The organism is Pseudomonas sp. SK2 (genome assembly GCF_016772395.1).
In the GTDB taxonomy this organism is placed as follows: Bacteria; Pseudomonadota; Gammaproteobacteria; order Pseudomonadales; family Pseudomonadaceae; genus Aquipseudomonas; species Aquipseudomonas taiwanensis.
This window is the reverse complement of record NZ_CP061944.1, coordinates 4,572,585-4,590,706: the sequence shown is the minus strand read 5'-3', so window position 1 is coordinate 4,590,706 and position 18,122 is coordinate 4,572,585. Positions and strand designations below refer to the sequence as shown.

Below are 18,122 nucleotides of genomic sequence, written 5' to 3'. Positions count from 1 at the left end.
GCCGCAAAGCGGCCCCGTCACACCGAATCAGGCCAACTCTTCGGCCTGATCCTCACGCACGATCGCCTTTTCCACATCCAGACGGCTGATGAACTTCCAGTCCGCCTCGTCGATGTAGATGCCATTCGGGCCGCTGCCACCTTCCAGGTCGATCGCAACTCGCGCCGATACCTGCGGCTTCACGCTCGCCAGAATCGGCACGAAGCCCAGCTGCAGGCTGGTCTCCAGCAGCGCGGCCTGGTTGCGTTCGTCGATGTCCGCTGCCTCGTCGAGGTAGTAGGGCAGGCGAATGCGGCCGGCCAGGTCACGGTCCATCAGGTGCAGCAACAGGTACATGTTGGTCAGCGCCTTGATGGTCATGGTGGTGCCGTTGGAGGCGGCGCCGTCGATGTCGGCATGGATCACTGGCTGGCTGTTGACCTTGGTGATCTCGAAGGCCAGCTCGAACAGGTCTTTCAGGCCCAGCTGGTTGTGGTTGGCCGCCACCAACCGTGCCAGGTACTCCTTGGCCTCTTCGTTCTTGTGATCCTGCTCGGCGCTTTGGGTCAGGTCGAACACCGACAGAGTCTCGCCCTCCTCGTACTGGCCGGCGCTGTGGATGATCTGGTCGATGTGCTTGAGCGCTTCCTTGTTCGGCGCCAGCACCACGCGGAAGCTCTCCAGGTTGGAGACCTGGCGGCGGTTGATCTCGCGGTTGAACAAAGCCAGCTGGTGCTCGAGGCTGTCATAGTCGCTGCGAATGTTGCGCAGGGTCCGGGCAATGTCGGTGACTGCGGCGCGGCGTGCCTTGGCCAGGGTCAGGGCTTCGTCGGTGCGGTGCGCGTAAGCGTTCACCAGCAGTTGCAGGCGGCGCTCCATGTCGTCTTCGCTGTCGAACTTGGCCACGCCCTTGAGGCGAACCTGGGCGTACAGCGCCTCGATCTGGTTGTCGACGCGCTGCAGGCTCTGCCAACTGTCCTGGTAGTCGTTGAGCAACGGCAGCAGGTTGTCCATGGAGTCGTCGACCGCTTCCATGAACGGCGTGCCGTAGGGCAGGTCGGCGGGCAGCAGTTGGCGGCGGCGCAGGGCGTCTTCCAGGGTGCGCTGCTTGGCTTCGAGGTCGGCGATCTGGCGGCCGACCAGTTGCAGCTTGGCCGACAGCTGCTGGACGCGTTCGGTGAAGGCGTCGCTGGAGCGCTTGAGTTCGTCCTGGGCGGCTTCCAGTTGCGCCAACTGCTCCATCTTCTCGGGCTCTTCGGCGCTCAGCGTCTCGGTGCGGCGGAAGTCTTCCAGGGCTTTCTGGGCATCCAGCACCTGCTGGTACAGGGCTTCGGTCTGGGCTTTCGAAGCCGAGCGGTCGGCGGCGACGGCCTGCTGGGTCTTGAGCTGCTTGAGTTCACGCTCCAGTCGGTCCTTCTGGTCGCGCAGGGCGGCGCGGTCGGCCAGGGCCTGTAGGGCTGGCGGGTCGATGTGGGAGAGGTCGATGGACAGGCCAGGGGCCTCGAAACGCTCGCCCTTGAAGCCATCGAGCACGGCTTCGAGGGACTTCACCCACAGGTCGCTGTCGTCCAGCTCGATGCCGCGCTCGCCCAGCGGCAGGCTGAACAGCGCGCCGTTGAACAGACGCATCAGGCGGTCGACATCCTGCTGCGAGAACTCCTCGCGCAGGCGGGCGTAGCTGTTGTTGTCGGCGTGCTCGAGCTGCTGCTTGACCTGCTTCAGGCGTTTTTCCAGGTCACGCACCCGCTCGTCGAGGTCTTCGGCGGAGAACTGGCGCGACTGGGCCAGGGCACCGGCCAGCTCGTCGTGGGCGTCCTTGGCCGCCAGCAGCTGCTGTTCCAGGACCTTGACGTCATCGACCAGGGCAAAGCGGTGCTTGAGCACCGACAGCTCACCGAGCCAACGCTGGATACCGGTGATCTCGCGCTCCAGGCGCATCAATTCCTGGGTGCCGCTGCGCTGGTCGTTCTGCAGGCTGTCCTGCTCGCTGCGGTAGTGCTCGGCCTGGATGACCAGCTCTTCCTTGCGCGCCATGGCGTAGTCCTGCCAGGTGCCCAGCAGGTTGTCGAGCAGGGGCGAGAGGCGGTGCAGCTTGCCGCGCAGGATGTCGCGCTGGGCCACGCCGCCGGCCAGGGCTTCGACCAGTGGGCCGGCCGCGACCAGCGCGTTGTAGTCCTGCTCCATACGGCGCACATCGCGGAACGCCTCTTCGCAAGCGGCGATGTAGTCGACGCTGCCTGAGCGCAGGCTGTGCTCGAAGGCATCGAGGAACAGCTGCTTGAGCTTGGCGGCAGTGATTTCACGCATGTGCAGCAGGTTGATGAACAGTGCGCGGAAGGTTTTCAGGCTCTGCTCGCTGGTCGAGCGCAGCGGAATCAGGGTCAGGTCCAGCGGTACCGAGGTGTGGCCACCGACCAGCAGCCGGCGCAGTTCGTCCGGCTTGAGCTCGTAGGCCTTCAGGCCCAGACGCTCGAGGTTGGTGAACAGCTCTTTCTGGCGCAGGCAGGTGTCGTTCTTCTGGTAATGGGCCAGGTCCAGCTCGCCCTTGTAGGCGAAGAACTGGTGGCCGAAGCCGCCGCCCGGGCCCCGGCCGACCACGCCGATCACGTGGGGGCCATGGGGCAGGTTCAGTTCGCAGAGGATGTACGAGGTGTCGCTGGCGAAGTAGAAGCGACGCGACTGTTCGAGGCTGTACTTGCCGAAGCTCATGTCCGACATGCGCGCCAGGATCGGGAACTGCAGCGCGTTGATCGACGCTGATTTACCCAGGTTGTTGGCACCGTAGACCGACAGCGGGTGTTCCAGCGGGAACAGGCCGAGGCTGTAGCCGGCGGTGTTGAGCAGTGCGAAGCGGCGGATGCCGTAGCGTTCCTGGCTCATGCTTCATTCTCCTGTTGCTCTTCGCGGATGGCCCGGGCAAGGGCCTGTTCCTCGCTTTCCTCGTCGTCGAACGGCGCCAGATCCAGCGGGTCGTCGGTGCGGTTGAGTGCTTCGGTGCTCTCTTCCTCGACCAGCACCGGCGTCGGCAGTGGCAAGTCGCTGTGCAGACTGGCCGCCAGGTCGCGGTCCTGCTGGACCGACAGGCACACGTCGAGGAAACGGTGCATGGGCGGCAGGAAGCGGTAGATACCGCCTTCCTCGTGGGCGAAGCCAAGCTGGGTCATGCGGCGCATGATCTTTTCTTCCAGCTCGTCGACGGTCTGCACTTCGGCCTGCAGGAACAGGTCGCGGTACTTGTCCAGCAGCGAGGGCAGTTCGTCACGACCGATGCTGCCACCGTCAAGCACGGCCATCGGGTCGCGGCCCTGGTCAGCCAGGTGCTCGACCAGGATGAAGGTGAACAGCGACAAGCGCTGGGCAGTCTTGTTGACCTGCGCGGCGGCCTGCTCGGGGACGAAGTAGTAGAAACCACGGGTGTCGCACACCAGCTCGAAGCCCAGGGCCTTGAACAGGGTGCGGTACTGGTCCTGGAAGTTCGACAGCTGGCCGTACATTTCAGGGTCGCGGCGGCTGACGTGGAAGCCCTTGAACAGCTCGCGGAAGATCGGCGCGAGCTGGGACAGTTCGGAAAGATCAAGATGCATTGGCTGGGCTCGCGTTGGTTTCAGGCGATGGTTCGCGGCTGGATGTCAGGGCGAACGAGCGCAGGCTGACCAGGTGTTCTTGGGTGGTGTACTCGCGCCGTTCCAGGCGCTCACGCTTGAAGCGTTTTTCCCGCGACAGGCGCGAGAACCAGTACAGCAATTCGTCGGTGGCGCCTTCGGGCTCCTGCTCCAACAACCAGACCATCAGGTCGGGCAGCGGCAGGGCGTCTTCGCAGCGTTCGAGCATTTCCTTGACCGTGCGTGGCGCGCGCGGCAGCGGGCCTTTCTGGGTCTTGTGCGCCTTGGGGAAGCGCGCCGGCTTGGGCTCGAAACGGGCCAGGGCGTAGACATACGCTTCGACCTGGCTGGCGCTGCCCAGGAAAGTGCTCTGCGGCCGGGTGAACAGTGGCATGGCGGCGTGGGGCACGGCGTCGATGCCCTTGCGGCGGATCACCGACAGCGCCAGGGCCGCGCCACGGGTCACGGCGTTGTGCCGACGTGCTTCTTCGCGCAGCGGCAGCAGCAATTCGCGGGCATGACGCAGCGTCAGCTGGGCGCTGGTCTGCATTTCCAGAATGCGCGCATGGGTGCGCAGCAGCATGTCGTCGTCGACCAGGTGACCGAGGCGGGCTTGCTCGCCGAGCAGTTTCAGCAGCACGGTCTCGACCTTGCGCACGCCCTGTTCGAAGGCACCGTCGGCGTTGACCAACTGGATCATTGGCTCGACGTACTCGTCCCAGGTCGCCAGGACCTCGGCATAGCGCTGGCGCAGCGGGATCTGGCGGTTGCTGGTCTTGGCCCGCTCGGCCACGGCCACCAGGGCCTGTTCGTCGTTGTCGAGCTTCTTGAGGACGTCACGCACGCGCATGTCGAGCAGGCGCAACTGGCGCGCCAGGTCATCGCTGTCGCGGTTGTCGAAAGCGTCCTGGATATGTCCGGCCAGGCGTTCGAGGTGGCGCAGGTAAGCCTCGATCTCCAGGCACAGGCCCAGGCGGTGCTCGCGGCGCAGGTAGGCGAGGAAGTCGTGGATCTGGGCGTTGAGCTCGAAGCGGTTCGGGCTCTTGGCCACCGGGACCAGGATATCCAGGCGGATCCACACGTCGAGCAGCTGGGTGATGTCCTGCGGGGTGCTCTCGACCTGCTGGCGGGCCAGCTGTTGGCGCAGTTCGACCAGGCTCAGGGTGCCCTGGTCGAAACGCTCGCACAGCGGCTCGATCAAGGCCCAGTGTTCGGCTAGGGCGCGCAGGACGCGCTTGGGTTCGATCATTGGCGTCGACTCGTTGCCAAATAAAAGGGGGCGATTGTACTGCATCCTTGGGGGAGGATTTCACCCCTTGGTCTGTAATGAGGGATAACCCTGGCTTTTCTGGGGGTTTCACTGGCCAGTTCGCCGGCACGCCGGCGCCTGCAGGTGTTGCGGCCTAGTCGAAATGCAGGGGAAACCTGTGGCCGCGGGTTTACCTGCGATGGCCCTGGTCAGGCGACAAAAATCCGCTGACCAGTTGCAGCGCATGCCTGCCAACAACGTTAGAATGGCCCACTGTTTCGACCCGGATACCCGTGCCTTGCTGACCGAACCCCGCCGCCGCGCCTACCTCTCCGCCATGCAAGTGGTGCACTGGCTGCCGCGTGCCGAACTGCCGTTCGCCGCACCGTCGCGCCCAGAGCTGTTATTGCCGCAGGTGCCGGTGGAGGCGCTCGAGTTCGAAGCCAGGCCATCCGCGCCTGTCGCCAGCGAGACGCCGGTTGCGCCCCAGGCCCGTTCCGTCGAGCGGCCGAAGATCGAAATTCCGCGGCCGGGCAGTGCGCCCAAACCTGTCGCCAAGGCGGTGGAGGCCGAAGAGGCCGCCCCGGCGCCACGTCCGGCTCCGGTGCCGCCGCCACGGTTCTCGCTGCAGTTGCTGCGCGCTGGCGGTTGCCTGCTGTTGATCGAGTTGGCCACCGGCCAACCGTTCCAGAGCCGCGATCCGTCCTACCTGCTGCTCAAGGACATGCTGCGTGCCGCCGGTCTGCCCGATGCGCCGCAGATCATCGGCGAGCCGGTACGCTGGCCGCTGCTGGTGCGCGGCAACATGGATCAGGGCCCGGATGCCGCTCGGGACTTCGTCCAGGGCTTCCTCCAGGCGCGCCTCGAAGAAGTGCCGGGCGCCTGCCTCTGGCTGGTCGGCATGCCGGCGCTGCGTTTTGCCGCCAATGCCGACGCCGATGCGTATTACCAAGTACTGAAGGTCGAAGGCCTGGGCGATGCCTGGGCGTTGCCGGGCCTTGAACTGTTGATGGACGAGCCGCAACGCAAGGCGGACGTCTGGAAAGCGATGCGCCAGCTGATGGCGCGCTGGAAGAGCGTTGAATGAGTGACTCGATCAGCTTCCGCCTGATGACCGAGGCGGATCTGGATGCCGTGCTTAAAATCGAATATGCAGCGTTCAGTCATCCCTGGACCCGTGGGATCTTTCAGGATGCGCTCAAGTCGTACGAAGTCTGGCTGATGTTCGATGGCCAGCAGCAGGTCGGCCATGGCGTGATCAATGTGATCATCGACGAAGCGCACCTGCTCAACATTACCGTCAAGCCGGAGAACCAGGGCCGTGGCCTGGGGCTGCGCCTGCTGGAGCACCTGATGGCACGTGCCTACCAGCTCAATGGCCGGGAGTGTTTCCTGGAGGTGCGGGCCAGCAACCAGTCGGCCTATCGCTTGTACGAGCGCTATGGCTTCAACGAGATTGGCCGCCGACGTGACTACTACCCGATCGCCGGTGGGCGCGAAGATGCCCTGGTGATGGCCTGTACCCTGCTCGAAGAGTGAGCCTGGGTCAGGCCTGAGCCGGCCTCGATCGTGGCGTGAAGCCTGGGGGCGCGGGCTCGCGCCGCGAAGAGGCCGGTATGTCGATCACAGCGCTGGAGGCAGCGCCTCGACGGGCTTGCGCAGGTCCCGAAGCGATCGGGTCACCGCCGCGCTGTTGCATTTCGCCGCTGCTTGTTCCGGCGTGTACTTGCGTACGGTGCGGAAGAACAGCTCGCACGTCTGTTTCTTCTGCGTGACTTGCCACTTGGTGGCACAGGCCTCGAGTGTCAGTTTCGGCTCTGCCGCCGGGTTGCGCCCCATCCCGGCCTGCCAGCAGGCCGCCGTCAGGTCCTGCCCCATCATTTTCAGCCCGGCCGTATCGGCTGCATCCTGATCGCCACCATGGCTGGCCTTGTCCGCCGCATACCAGATCGCACTGGGGTGGTTGGCCCCCAGCACCGGCACCGTCGTGCCCTTTTGCGGGCTGATGCCGACCAGGCCCAGTACGCCGACCTGCGGTCCGTACTGCTGCTGGATCCAGCTGCGCACCGGGGCGCCGAAGGCGACCATCGGCAGGGGTTTGGCGGGGTTTTGCAGGGTCATCTCGCGGACCATGCGGACCTGGTAGTCCTTGAAGTAGCTATAGGTGTCCTTCAATGACTCGCCAGCGCTGGCGGGGGCGGCGATGGGTGCGATGTCGATGATGGTCTGGTAGGCCGGGGTCTGGCTGGTAGCGACGCCGTTGAACGTCAGCAGTTCGGCCCAGCGGTCGGTGGTGTTCGAACGCAGGTAGTCCTGGGCCTGGGTCAGCGAATAGTCCGGCGGGAAGTGCAGCAGCTCGATGCTGCGACGGTTCTGCAGGGCCATGCCCAGCGGCAGGAACAGGTACCAGTCGTAGGACCATTTGCCGTCCTTGTTCAATTGTGTGGCGCCATCGTAGGCCAGCTCACCACTGTCGAGCAGCTGGCGCAGTGGCGCGACGTAGTTGGCGGGCACCTTGCTGATAGTGGCGTACAGCCTGTCGTTGTCGCGACTGACGTGCACCCCTGCATCGGCATAGCCGTCGCGGCGCACGCTCTGGGTCAGGTAGTGCTCGACGGTCTGTTCCAGCGACCAGTTGCGGTAGCACACCACGTTGCAGTTGTTGGGGTAGGCGAACAATCGGGTGACGCGCTGGCTATCGCCCAGGTCGATATGCGCGTCAGCCAGGGCCAGGCTGCTGAAGGCGACGACGGCGAGGCTCGATAAGGCAATCTTGTGCATGCTTAACTCCTTGTCATTGCCGCCCGATCCGGCGGCCGGTGCTAATACTGGGGCAGGGAGCGTGGCGATGAGAAGGGCAGGTTGGGTGTTGATGGCGGCGATGGCGGGCGGCGTGGCACAGGCCGATGAGCGGGACGTGTGGATGTTCGCGCAATGGGCGGGGGATCATCAGACCCGACCGTTTCGCGAGATGCTGGTCGATGCCCGATTGTACGGTGTGGTGCCGATCGCGCAGTTGCTGCGCTCGGCCTCGGACTGGCGGGTATGCCGGGCGTCGCCTTTCGCCGTGCCGCCAATCAGTCACTGGCCGGCGGTGCGCTCCACCTTGTCGCTGCTCAAGACCCTCGACCAGCAAGGCATCCTGCGTCAGTACGAGGTGGTCTCGGCCTACCGCGAGCCAGGCCTCAATGCCTGTGCGGGTGGCGCTGTGGGCAGTGCGCATACCCGTGCGTTCGCGGTCGACATCCTCTTGCCACGCTGGGCTGATCCCCAGCCGCTATGCCGCTTCTGGCAACAGCATGGCCAGACTTGGAACATGGGCCTGGGGCGCTATCCGACGGGGCGTATCCACATCGACACCGCAGGCTATCGCACCTGGGGTGGGGATGGTGGTGCCGGTTCGTCGTTCTGCATCAAGCCCAGTTGAGTCAGGCCGCGCTGGCACTCATCGGCCACCCATTGGGCGAAGCGCTGGCGTTTACCGCCAGCGTTGAGCGGATGGGGGCTGAGCAGGTGATAGGCAGAGCCGTCGCGCAGAAAGCCGAAGGGGGCTTTCAGCTGCCCGCTTTCCAGTTCGTCTTGCACCATCAGGGCTGAGGCGATGGCTAGACCCAGGCCTGCGCTGGCGGCCTGGATCGACAGGTAGAAATGTTCGTAGTCACTGCGCTCGGTGTGCCCGAGCCGCTGGCCGCTCAGGCGCAGCCAGGTCGGCCAGGCGCTGGGGCGAGTGCCGCTGTGCAGCAGGCGCTGGTTGTCAGCAGTGGTGGGGTGGCCTACCGGGCCGATCCATTCCTCGCAGATTTTCAGGCTGTGCAGCGTGTGGTCCCAGTGGAAGTCGTCGCGGCGCAAGGCCAGGTCGATGCCCCCGCGAGTGAAGTCCGGCAGGCCGCCCGCTGCCACCAGGTGCAGTTGCAGGTCGGGGTGGGCGGCGTGGAAGCGGGGCAGGCGTGGGATCAGCCAGCGCATGGCAATGGTGGGCTCGCAGGACAGCACCAGTACGTTGTTGCTTTCCTGCTGCCGCAGGCGCTGCACCGCGCCTTCGAGCTGCTCGAAGATGGCTTGGGTGGTGCCGTGCAGCGCGCGGCCTGCAGGTGTGAGGAAGATGGCCCGGTTGCGCCGTTCGAACAGCTCGATGCCCAGGCTTTCCTCCAGCAGGCGTACTTGGCGGCTGACGGCGCCATGGGTGACATGCAGGCGTTCGGCGGCGCGCACGAAGTTTTCGGTTTCGGCGGCGATGTCGAAGTAACGCAATGCATTGAGTGGGGGCAGTTTCATCGAAGGGTCGTTATCCATTCCTGCGCCTTGGCGTATGCATCACCCTTCATAAGGTTGGCGCTGACCCCGTAGAAGGACGGTTGCTCATGAAGAGGCCATAAAAATCTGACAGGAAAACTATCAGATTTCCTTCACTATAAATCGATTTTTCGCCAGGGCATCAGGCCTCGATAATCGCGCATCCGTGCATTTTCATCGCTTATCGAGGAGTTGTTCCGTGAATGAATTGGTCGCTATCGCCGTGTTCACCGTGTTGGCAGTCATCAGCCCTGGCGCTGATTTCGCCATGGTCACGCGCACTAGTTATGCACAGGGCCGCAAGGCGGGCTTGGCCGCCGCCTTGGGTATCGCCCTGGGCGTACAGGTGCATGTGCTGTACACGGTGCTGGGAATCGCGGTGATCATCAGCCGCAGCCCAACGCTGTTCATGGGGATGAAGGTGCTGGGGGCGGGGTACCTGATCTACCTGGGTTACCAGTCGTTGACCAACACCCGCCGGATCCGTCTTGAAGGTGGCAGCAGTCGTGCGGGTATGCTGCAGGCCATGCGCACTGGTTTTCTGACCAACGCCTTCAACCCCAAGACCCTGCTGTTTGTGATCAGCGCCTATACCCAGGTGGTGAAACCGGGCAGTGCATTGCAGTTGGATTTTGCCTACGGCGCGTTCATGTCGTTCGCCCACTGGGCTTGGTTCAGTCTGGTGGCGGTGTTCTTTTCCAGTGAAGGTTTGCGCAGGGCGATGATCGAGCGTCAGCGTATGGTCGACCGAATGATAGGCGTAGCGCTGATCGGGCTGGGGCTGGCGGTTGCAATCAGCGGTGTGCGCTGAGCGGGGAGATGTGTCGCGGGCAAAGAAAAAGGGCTTACCTTGCGGTAAGCCCTTTCACTTGTTTGGTGGCTACACAGGGACTTGAACCCCGGACCCCAGCATTATGAATGCTATGCTCTAACCAACTGAGCTATGTAGCCGATGGCGCGCATTATTCCCTTGTGATGACCCTGTGTCAACACTCATTTCAAAAAAAATTTGCACGCTTTCAAAAACTTAGCCGCAAAGCCCGGTTTCAGCGGACGATCAGCCAGTGGCCAAGCAGGCCGTTGAGCGTCAATCGCTGCGCGGCGGCGAGTTTGTCCAGGCTGTCTTGCGCACGGTCGAGGCTGAAGTCGCCGCTGATGCGCCGATAGGCGGCCTGCTGGTCCATCAACCACACGCGCCTACCCTGGTAGCCGGCCAGACGTTCCAGTACCTGGCCCAGCGGCATGTCGGTGACGCGCAAAGCCCCACTGCGCCAGGCTGTAGCGCGGTCGATGTCGACCTTCTGCACCGTGTCGATGCGTGCCTGGTTGAAGGTCACGCGCTCGCCCGAAGAGACCATTCGTTGGTCCCCTCCCTGAATGACCATGGCCTTGCCGTTGATCACCACCACTTCGTCGTGGTCCGCGTGGCGCGCCACCATCAGGCGGCTGCCGAACACTTGGATGCGCGCGTCATCGACCTGCAGGTCCATGGCCCGGCCATCGAGCATCACTTCCAGGTAGACCTGGCCCTGCACCAGCTGCAGTTGGCGGGTACGGCTGCGCAGGTCGACGTTCATCGCACTGGCGCTGTCCAGGTGCAGGGTCGAACCGTCGGCCAGGCGCACACTGCGCCGTTCGCCGGCCTCGGTATGCAGTTCGCTGCCCCAGCGTTGCATCAACGGCCAGTACAGGTAGACCAGGGCGCCGGCCAGTAACAGGCACAACAGCGCCATCGCTTTGCCCAGGTGACTGCGACGGGGCTTCGCCGGCAGGGGGCGCGGGCGAACCTGTGGTGGTTGCAGGTGCTGCCAGAGGGCCTCGAGTTCGGCATAGGCATGGGCGTTGAGCGGGTCTTGGCACCAGGCAGCGAATTCGCGGCGCTCGATGTCGTCGCAGCCAGGCTGGCGCATGCGCGAGAACCACTCCAGCGCTTGTTGCTGGGCCTCGCGCTGGGTCTGCTGGGCTGGCATCGGGCTCATGGTGTCGATCAGTTCACGAAGAGGGCGGGTTCGCCCAACGAATACAGGGATAGAGCGTGAGGATGCTAAATATATTGAGAACCATTTACAAGCGTGCGCCGATAGGGTGATAAAAAGGTAGCTATGTATCTATTCGTTTCCTGATAATCGGATCCCAACCTGCCGACGGAGACACCAGTTCATGGCCACCAGCAGCGCCTCAACCGCCTCTGCCAGCGGCTCGGCTTCCCACGCCAATCCGCTGGTGATGCGCATCATCGCCTTCTGTGCCCTGGCGCACCTGATCAACGACCTGATCCAGTCGGTACTGCCGGCGATCTACCCGATGCTCAAGGCCAATTACGACCTCAGCTTCGCGCAGATTGGCCTGATCACCCTGACGTTCCAGATCACCGCGTCGTTGCTGCAACCTTGGGTAGGCTTCTTCACCGACCGCAGGCCGACGCCGAATCTGCTGCCGATGGGCACACTGTGTACCCTGGTGGGCATCGTCATGCTGGCGTTCGTGGGTAGCTTCCCGATGATTCTGCTGGCTTCGGCGCTGGTAGGTATCGGCTCCTCGACCTTCCACCCTGAAACCTCGCGGATCGCCCGCCTGGCCTCGGGGGGACGCTTCGGCCTGGCGCAGTCGACCTTCCAGGTCGGTGGTAATGCAGGCTCTGCATTCGGTCCGTTGCTGGCAGCGGCCATCGTCATTCCCTTCGGCCAGAGTCACGTCGCCTGGTTCGGCCTGGCGGGGCTGTTCTTCTTCGGCGTGACCTTGATGCTGCGCCGTTGGTACAAGGACCACCTCAGTCAGGCCAAGGCGCGCAAGGCGGTGCAGGCCGCCCATGGCATCTCGCGCCAGCGGGTGATCGCGGCACTGATCGTGCTTGGCCTGCTGGTGTTCTCCAAGTATTTCTACATGGCCAGCTTCACCAGCTACTTCACCTTCTACTTGATCGAGAAATTCGACCTGTCGGTGGCCAGCTCGCAGCTGCATCTGTTCCTGTTCCTTGGCGCGGTGGCCGCTGGCACCTTCTTTGGCGGGCCGATCGGCGACCGCATTGGGCGCAAGGCGGTGATCTGGTTCTCGATCCTGGGCGTGGCGCCGTTCACGCTGGCGTTGCCCTATGCCGACCTGTTCTGGACCACCGTGCTGAGTGTGGTGATCGGTTTCATCCTGGCGTCTGCGTTCTCGGCCATCGTGGTGTATGCCCAAGAACTGGTGCCGGGGAGCGTGGGCATGATTGCCGGGGTGTTCTTCGGGCTGATGTTTGGCTTCGGTGGAATTGGCGCTGCGCTGCTGGGGTATGTGGCTGACCTGCGCGGTATCGAGTATGTGTATGGCGTGTGCTCGTACCTGCCGTTGTTCGGGTTGTTGGCGGTGTTCTTGCCCAATACCGGTAAGCGTTGAGAACGCTGGGGCTGCGTTGCAGCCCTTTCGCGACACAAGGCCTCTCCCACCTGGGTATTTGACGAACCAACTCGCCTTGGCCTAGAGTGCCGCCTCTTTTTTCGACACACCTGCGTAGTAGTCTCAGCAATGCGCCGTACCCAAAGCCTCCCTCATGCACGCCCGCCTGCCTTTCAGGCCATGCGTCGCGCGTGGCCGAGCGACACGGTGCTCAAGCGTCGGCGCAGTGTGCTGTTCGCCTTCACCTTCTCGCCACACCTTGCACTGAACTGATCCGCGCCCCTGCGTCGTCCACCGTCCCGGTGTGCGCCTGGGCGCCTGCGTTTGCGCGTCTTTTCGGTTTGCAAGGAGTGGTACATGAACATGCGTTTGCTGGCGGGCCTTCTGTTCGCCGTTTCGGTGGTGGGCTTCAGCCTGGGGGCCAGCCTGCCGCTGGTGTCGTTGCGCCTGCATGAAGCAGGTGCCGGAACCCTGGAGATCGGCATCATCTCGGCCATTCCCGCTGCGGGGATGATGCTCTCGGCGTTCCTGGTCGATGCCTGCTGCCGGCACCTGACCCGTCGCGTCATCTACCTGCTCAGCTTCAGCCTGTGCACGCTGAGCATCGCCTTGCTGGAGTGGGCCTTCGACTCGATGCTGTGGCTGGCGCTGCTGCGCCTGGGGCTGGGTGTCGGCATGGGCATCGCCATCATCCTGGGCGAGTCGTGGGTCAACGAACTGTGCCCGGACCACAACCGCGGCAAGATCATGGCCCTGTACGCCACCAGCTTCACCGGATTCCAGGTGCTGGGCCCGGCGATGCTGGCGATCATCGGTGCCAACAGCCCGTGGATCACCGGGGTGGTCACCGCCTGTTATGGCCTGGCCTTGCTGTGCATTCTGCTCACCGTACCCAACGATCACGTCGAGCATGGCGACGAAGGCGAGAAGAGCTTCGGCCTGGCCGGCTTCTTTCGCGTCGCCCCGGCGCTGTGCGTGGCGGTGCTGTTCTTCTCGTTCTTCGATGCCGTGGTGCTGTCGTTGCTGCCGGTGTATGCCACCAGCCATGGTTTTGCCGTGGGCGTGGCAGCCTTGATGGTGACGGTGGTGTTCGCTGGCGACATGGTCTTCCAGCTGCCATTGGGCTGGCTTGCCGACCGGGTCGAGCGTACCGGGCTGCATCTGGTCTGTGGGCTGGTGGCGATGTCCATCGGTATCGCGCTGCCGTGGTTGCTGCAGATGACTTGGTTGCTGTGGCCGCTGTTGGTGTTGCTGGGCGCGGTGGCGGGGGGCATCTACACCCTGGCGCTGGTGCTGATCGGGCAGCGCTTCAAGGGGCAGGACCTGGTGACGGCCAATGCCAGTGTGGGCTTGCTGTGGGGTGTCGGTAGCCTGGTCGGGCCGCTGGTCAGTGGCGCGGCGATGGACGTTGCACCGCATGGTTTGCCCATGGCGCTGGCGCTGATGGCCGGTATGTTCGTGTGCTTCGCCCGGCAGTCGTACCGACGGGCAGGGAAGCTGCGGGCGCTCGCTGATTGATGGACCTGTCGCCGGCAAGGCGGCGCCTGCAGGTTCTGCAGGCGTCAGCGATCAGGTCTTGCAGGCCAGGTCAGAAGCTTCCGCGCAAGGTCACCGACACGTTGCGCGGGTCGCCCCAGTAGTAGCCGGTCGCGGTAGTGCCGATCTGGCGGTAGTAATGCTTGTCGAACAGGTTGTTGGCGTTCAACTGCACCGAGTAATTGTCGTTGATACGGTACTTGAGCAGGCCGTTGTACACCGCATAACCCGCCTGGGTGGCCTTCGCGCTGCCGCTTTGCGAATAAATGTCGCTTTGTGCCTGCACACCGGCGCCGATGGTCCAGGCATCGAGCGTGCCTGGCAGGCGGTAGCTGGTGAACACGCGCAGCATATGCTCGGGGTCGGTGGTGCGGATCGCGTCGCCATTGGTCTGGGCGGTGTTCTTCACGTATTCGGTGGTGTTGTAGGTGTAGCCCCCGGTAACTTGCCAGCCTGGCAGCACTTCGCCGGAGATTTCCAGGTCGATGCCCTCGCTGCGGCTCTTGCCAGAGGCGATCTTGCAGTAGCCGGTGCTGCCGTTGCAGCCGATCGGGACCGACGTGTCGTCGATGGGCGTACCCACCTGGTTGATCCGGAAGAACGCCAGCGAGGTGTTCAGGCGGCCATCGTAAAACTCGCCCTTGATGCCTGTTTCATAAGCTTCGCCGACGATCGGGTCGAGCACCTTGTTGTTCTTGTCCACCACCGTCTGAGGGTTGAAGATTTCGGTGTAGCTGGCATAGACGCTGAAGTTGTCGTTCAGGTCGTAGATCAGCGCGGCATAAGGCACGATCTTTTCGTCGACGCTGAACTTGCCGCTGGCGCCTGCATTGTTCTCCTGCTCGTAGTCGTACCAGTTGGCCCGCGCGCCGATGATGGCGGTCAGCGGGTCGGCCAGCGAAATGCGCCAGGTGGCGTGCACGGCTTGCTGGGTCGTGCGGGTGCGCACCGGGTGGGGGATATCGGTGATGGTCGGCTCGTCGAGGCTGGTCCTGGGGTCCCAGTCACGAATATCGACCACGTCGGAGTACACCACGCGATTGGTCCCGGAGGCATAGGAGTCGTTGCGAATGCGTTCGACCCCGAGCATCAGCTCATGGGTGCGGCCAAACAGGTCGAACGGGCCGTTGAGCGTGGCGCTGAGGTTGTTTTGCAGGCTTTCGCCGCCATCGCCCTCGGTCACCTGGTACTGCATCAGGTAAGGGTTGTTGGTGGGGTTCAAGCGAGCGGGCGCGCGCGTCATGTAGGTTTGCTTGAAGCCATTGTCATCCAGCTCGAAATGACTGCGCAGCGCCATCAGCTTGAGCGTCCAGTCGTTGTCGAAATGGTGTTCGAGTTCGGCGTAGGTGTTGAGGTTGCTGCGGTCCCAGCGGTTCCAGTCGGCACCCAGGTAGGTGCTGCGGCCCAGTGGCAGGGGCGAGCCGTCATAGTCGGCGGGCAGGTTGCCCCAGGCGCCGGTGGCATCGAGCTTGGTCCATTCGAAACCGGTGGTCAGCGTGGTGCTGTCATCGAGGTCGAAGGCCAGGGAGCCGCCGAAGGCCTCCTTGCGCTCCATGCGCGAGTCCTGGAACAGGTCGCGGTCGTCGTGCACGGCGATCACTCGGCCACGCACGTTGCCAGTGTCGGTCAGCGGGCCGGAGATGTCGGCGACGTAACGTTGGGCATTCCATGAGCCGAGGGTGGCGGTGCCGGAAGCCTGGAACTCATGGGTCGGGTGCTTGCGCACCAGGTTCACGGTCCCCGATGGGTTACCCGCGCCACGCAGCATTCCGGTGGCGCCGCGCAATACTTCGGCACGGTCGATGAAGGCCGAATCGCTCTGGATGAACGAGCCGCCGCCACTGCTCTGCACCACGGTGGCGCCATCGTACTGGATGGCATCGATCAGGAAGCCACGGGAGAAATACTGGACCCGCTCGCTGTCGGTGTAGTTGACCACCACGCCGGGAGTCTGCTCCAGCAGGTTGGTCAGGTTGGTGATGTTCTGGTCGTCGATCCGCTGGCGAGTGACCACGCTCACCGATTGCGGCGTATGGCGCAACGACTGCGGGATCTTGCCGATGGTGACCGCGCCTGTGGTGTACGAGCCTGTGTTCTCGGTGGTCTCGCCCAGGCGATTGCTGGAAATGCTGGTGGCACCGAGCTCCAGCGCGTCGCCCACGTCCATGGCCGGGATCAGCAGGAAACTGTTGTCGCCTTCCTGCTGCACTTGCACATCGCTGCCCTGCAACAGGATCGACAGGGCTTGGGCGGCGTCATGACGGCCTTGCACCCCTTGGGTGGTCTTTCCCTGCAGGCTGTTCGCATCGAACGACAGGTTCAGGCCGCCTTGGCGCGCCAGTTGGTCCAGTGCCGGTGCCAATGGCCCCGCCGCGATGCGCCAGTCCAGTTGTTGGCGCTGGCTGGCCGGTGCAGCCAATGCCGTCACCGAAGCGGCCAGGCCAGCGCCCAGGCCAAGGCCGAACACCGCGGCGCGCACGGCATGGCGCAACCTGTCGTTACGAGGGGAACACGGGTGAATCATGGACGGCTCCTGAAGGTTTCACAGACCACTGTTGGGGCTTTTGTTCCTTCAGGCCGGACGAGAATGAGATTCCACCTCATTATTTTTTGAGTTTTTTCACACGGCGCCGATGCTGACCCAGTAACGCGTGCGGTAAACGACGCGCACAGGCAGGCTGCGCGCCAGTAGCAGCAGGATTCGCTCGGTGTCCGCCAACTGATAGGTGCCGGACACTTTCAGGCCCGCCACCTCAGGCGCACAGCGCAGCAAGCCAGGGCGATAGCGCGACAGTTCGGCGACGAACTCGCCAAGCGGCATCTGCTGCACGCTCAGCACGCCATCGGTCCAGCCCCACGGATCGGCATACAGGGTGGCCGGCGCGTAGCTAGCCGCCGAAGCAACCTGAAGCACTTCGCCGGGCTGCACCCGGCGTGGTGCGCTCGAATCGGGGAACATCGTCACTTCGCCGCTGCGCACGGCGAGCAATACACCTTGGTCGTTCTCCCGCAGCAGCAAGTGCCCGTCGCGGGTGGACAAGGCGCCGATCCGCGTGCCGAGGAGGAACGGACGGTTGTCGTTGGCGTTGCAGGCCAGGCTGACTTCACCATGCACCAGCTTCAGTTCGCGCTGCGTGTCGCTGTAGCGCAGGTCGATGGCGCTGGCGGTGTTGAGCTGGATACGGCTGCCATCGCTACCCAGCAGTTGACGGCGTTCGCCCGTGCTGGTGTGGGTGTCGGCCAACAGCGCCGGCAAGCCCAGGGGCTCGCGCGCGGCCCAGCCCAGGCTGCTACCGACCGCCAGAACGGCCAGCAGCTTGAGGTGGTCGCGCCGGCTGATGCGCTGGCGCTGGCTGCCCTCCAGGGTACGGCGGCTCAGTTCGCTGGGGAGCCCGGCCAGTTCATCGCTGAGGTGGCTGACGCGTTCCCAGGCATGGGCGTTGTGCGGATGGCTGGCCAACCACTGCTGGAACCGTTGCCGGGTGCGCGGGGAGGGGGTGTCGAAGCGCAGACGCACCAGCCAGTCGATGGCCTGGTCGACCTGGGCTTGATTCGGGGTGCTGTCAGAGGTCGGCATAGCGTAACCGGTAGCAAACGCCCAGGGCCTTGGCCAGGTCGCGTTCGACGGTGGCACGCGATACGTCCAGGCGCAGGGCGATCTGGGCAATGCTCAGGCCATCGAGCTGGGCCAACAGGAAGGCCTGGCGCGCCCTGGGCTTGAGCTGCTGCAGAGCGCGGTCGAGGCGTTCGAGGGTGTCGAGGATGACCAGCCGGTGCTCTTCGCTGGGTATTTCCGCCTCTGGCAGGGTGGCCAGGCTTTCCAGGTAGGCCCGTTCCAATGCCCGGCGTCGGAACTGGTCGATCATCAGGCCCCGGGCGATACTGCTGAGGTAGGCGCGGGGTTCTTTGAGCGGTGAAACCTGGCGCGCACGCAGCAGGCGCACGAAGGTGTCCTGAGCCAGGTCGGCGGCGTGTTCGTGGCAACCGACCCGGCTGCGCAACCAACCGCGAAGCCAGGCATGGTGCGACTGATAGAGCAGCGCGACCTCGGTAGGCTTGAGCGTGTCGTTCATCTGCATCGTGACGAA

16 protein-coding genes and 1 tRNA gene are annotated in these 18,122 nt (G+C 64.0%); 7 read left to right on the top strand and 10 right to left on the bottom strand.

What is annotated here, in order from left to right; translation table 11 throughout:
* Nucleotides 1–27 precede the first annotated feature (27 nt).
* Genes mksF through mksB form a run of 3 tightly spaced genes read right to left on the bottom strand, consistent with a single transcriptional unit; the run spans nucleotide 28 to nucleotide 4,830 of the window.
* A complete protein-coding gene (mksF, locus tag IF103_RS20635) occupies nucleotides 28–2,859 on the bottom strand; it encodes an Mks condensin complex protein MksF (protein WP_104881248.1) in 2,832 nt (943 codons plus the stop codon).
* Nucleotides 2,856–3,563 carry an Mks condensin complex protein MksE gene (gene mksE / locus IF103_RS20630; RefSeq protein WP_202675635.1) on the bottom strand — a complete coding sequence of 236 codons (708 nt, stop codon included), beginning with the start codon at nucleotides 3,561–3,563 and terminating at the stop codon, nucleotides 2,856–2,858. The genes mksF and mksE overlap by 4 nt, the downstream gene beginning before the upstream one ends.
* The gene (gene mksB, locus IF103_RS20625) at nucleotides 3,553–4,830 is read right to left on the bottom strand and encodes an Mks condensin complex protein MksB (RefSeq protein ID WP_023382389.1); all 1,278 of its coding nucleotides are present in this window, start codon (nucleotides 4,828–4,830) and stop codon (nucleotides 3,553–3,555) included. The genes mksE and mksB overlap by 11 nt, the downstream gene beginning before the upstream one ends.
* A 298-nt stretch (nucleotides 4,831–5,128) precedes the next feature.
* On the opposite strand from mksB, the gene IF103_RS20620 reads away from it, so the two are divergent.
* Nucleotides 5,129–5,917 (top strand): hypothetical protein, encoded by a 789-nt coding sequence (locus IF103_RS20620; RefSeq protein WP_023382388.1) that lies wholly within the window; start codon nucleotides 5,129–5,131, stop codon nucleotides 5,915–5,917.
* Complete coding sequence (rimI, locus tag IF103_RS20615) at nucleotides 5,914–6,369, top strand: ribosomal protein S18-alanine N-acetyltransferase (protein WP_023382387.1); 456 nt, start codon at nucleotides 5,914–5,916, stop codon at nucleotides 6,367–6,369. The genes IF103_RS20620 and rimI overlap by 4 nt, the downstream gene beginning before the upstream one ends.
* A gap of 84 nt (nucleotides 6,370–6,453) precedes the next feature.
* Here the strand turns inward: rimI and IF103_RS20610 are convergent, their stop codons facing one another.
* Nucleotides 6,454–7,611: a hypothetical protein gene (locus IF103_RS20610; RefSeq protein WP_023382386.1), complete on the bottom strand. Its 1,158-nt coding sequence runs from the start codon at nucleotides 7,609–7,611 to the stop codon at nucleotides 6,454–6,456.
* Between the two features lie 67 nt (nucleotides 7,612–7,678).
* Here IF103_RS20610 and IF103_RS20605 point away from each other — a divergent pair, with 67 nt between their 5' ends.
* Nucleotides 7,679–8,257, top strand: a complete 579-nt coding sequence (locus tag IF103_RS20605; protein WP_202675634.1) for a D-Ala-D-Ala carboxypeptidase family metallohydrolase — start codon at nucleotides 7,679–7,681, stop codon at nucleotides 8,255–8,257.
* On the opposite strand, the gene IF103_RS20600 is transcribed toward IF103_RS20605, so the two are convergent.
* Complete coding sequence (locus IF103_RS20600; RefSeq protein WP_023382384.1) at nucleotides 8,197–9,105, bottom strand: LysR substrate-binding domain-containing protein; 909 nt, start codon at nucleotides 9,103–9,105, stop codon at nucleotides 8,197–8,199. The genes IF103_RS20605 and IF103_RS20600 overlap by 61 nt on opposite strands.
* A gap of 217 nt (nucleotides 9,106–9,322) precedes the next feature.
* Here IF103_RS20600 and IF103_RS20595 point away from each other — a divergent pair, with 217 nt between their 5' ends.
* The gene (locus IF103_RS20595; protein WP_027907637.1) at nucleotides 9,323–9,934 is read left to right on the top strand and encodes a LysE family translocator; all 612 of its coding nucleotides are present in this window, start codon (nucleotides 9,323–9,325) and stop codon (nucleotides 9,932–9,934) included.
* Between the two features lie 63 nt (nucleotides 9,935–9,997).
* Here IF103_RS20595 and IF103_RS20590 read toward each other — a convergent pair.
* Nucleotides 9,998–10,074, bottom strand: a tRNA-Met gene (locus IF103_RS20590).
* 95 nt (nucleotides 10,075–10,169) lie between these two features.
* Entirely contained in the window at nucleotides 10,170–11,102 is a 933-nt protein-coding gene (locus tag IF103_RS20585; protein ID WP_238346454.1) for a FecR family protein, read from the bottom strand.
* A 181-nt stretch (nucleotides 11,103–11,283) separates the two neighbouring features.
* On the opposite strand from IF103_RS20585, the gene IF103_RS20580 reads away from it, so the two are divergent.
* The 3 genes from IF103_RS20580 to IF103_RS20570 all read left to right on the top strand — a co-directional run bounded on the left by IF103_RS20580 (nucleotide 11,284) and on the right by IF103_RS20570 (nucleotide 14,016).
* Nucleotides 11,284–12,498 carry an MFS transporter gene (locus IF103_RS20580; RefSeq protein ID WP_023382381.1) on the top strand — a complete coding sequence of 405 codons (1,215 nt, stop codon included), beginning with the start codon at nucleotides 11,284–11,286 and terminating at the stop codon, nucleotides 12,496–12,498.
* A gap of 129 nt (nucleotides 12,499–12,627) precedes the next feature.
* Nucleotides 12,628–12,771 carry a hypothetical protein gene (locus tag IF103_RS20575; protein WP_023382380.1) on the top strand — a complete coding sequence of 48 codons (144 nt, stop codon included), beginning with the start codon at nucleotides 12,628–12,630 and terminating at the stop codon, nucleotides 12,769–12,771.
* Between the two features lie 84 nt (nucleotides 12,772–12,855).
* Nucleotides 12,856–14,016: an MFS transporter gene (locus IF103_RS20570; protein ID WP_023382379.1), complete on the top strand. Its 1,161-nt coding sequence runs from the start codon at nucleotides 12,856–12,858 to the stop codon at nucleotides 14,014–14,016.
* A 70-nt stretch (nucleotides 14,017–14,086) separates the two neighbouring features.
* Here IF103_RS20570 and IF103_RS20565 read toward each other — a convergent pair whose 3' ends face one another.
* From IF103_RS20565 to IF103_RS20555, 3 genes are all read right to left on the bottom strand, one after another.
* Nucleotides 14,087–16,558: a TonB-dependent siderophore receptor gene (locus IF103_RS20565; protein ID WP_202675633.1), complete on the bottom strand. Its 2,472-nt coding sequence runs from the start codon at nucleotides 16,556–16,558 to the stop codon at nucleotides 14,087–14,089.
* A gap of 96 nt (nucleotides 16,559–16,654) precedes the next feature.
* Nucleotides 16,655–17,611 (bottom strand): DUF4880 domain-containing protein, encoded by a 957-nt coding sequence (locus IF103_RS20560; RefSeq protein ID WP_104881250.1) that lies wholly within the window; start codon nucleotides 17,609–17,611, stop codon nucleotides 16,655–16,657.
* Nucleotides 17,598–18,113, bottom strand: coding sequence for a sigma-70 family RNA polymerase sigma factor (locus IF103_RS20555; protein ID WP_023382376.1), 516 nt, complete (start codon nucleotides 18,111–18,113; stop codon nucleotides 17,598–17,600). Before IF103_RS20555 ends, IF103_RS20560 begins: the two co-directional genes overlap by 14 nt.
* Nucleotides 18,114–18,122: the final 9 nt, after the last annotated feature.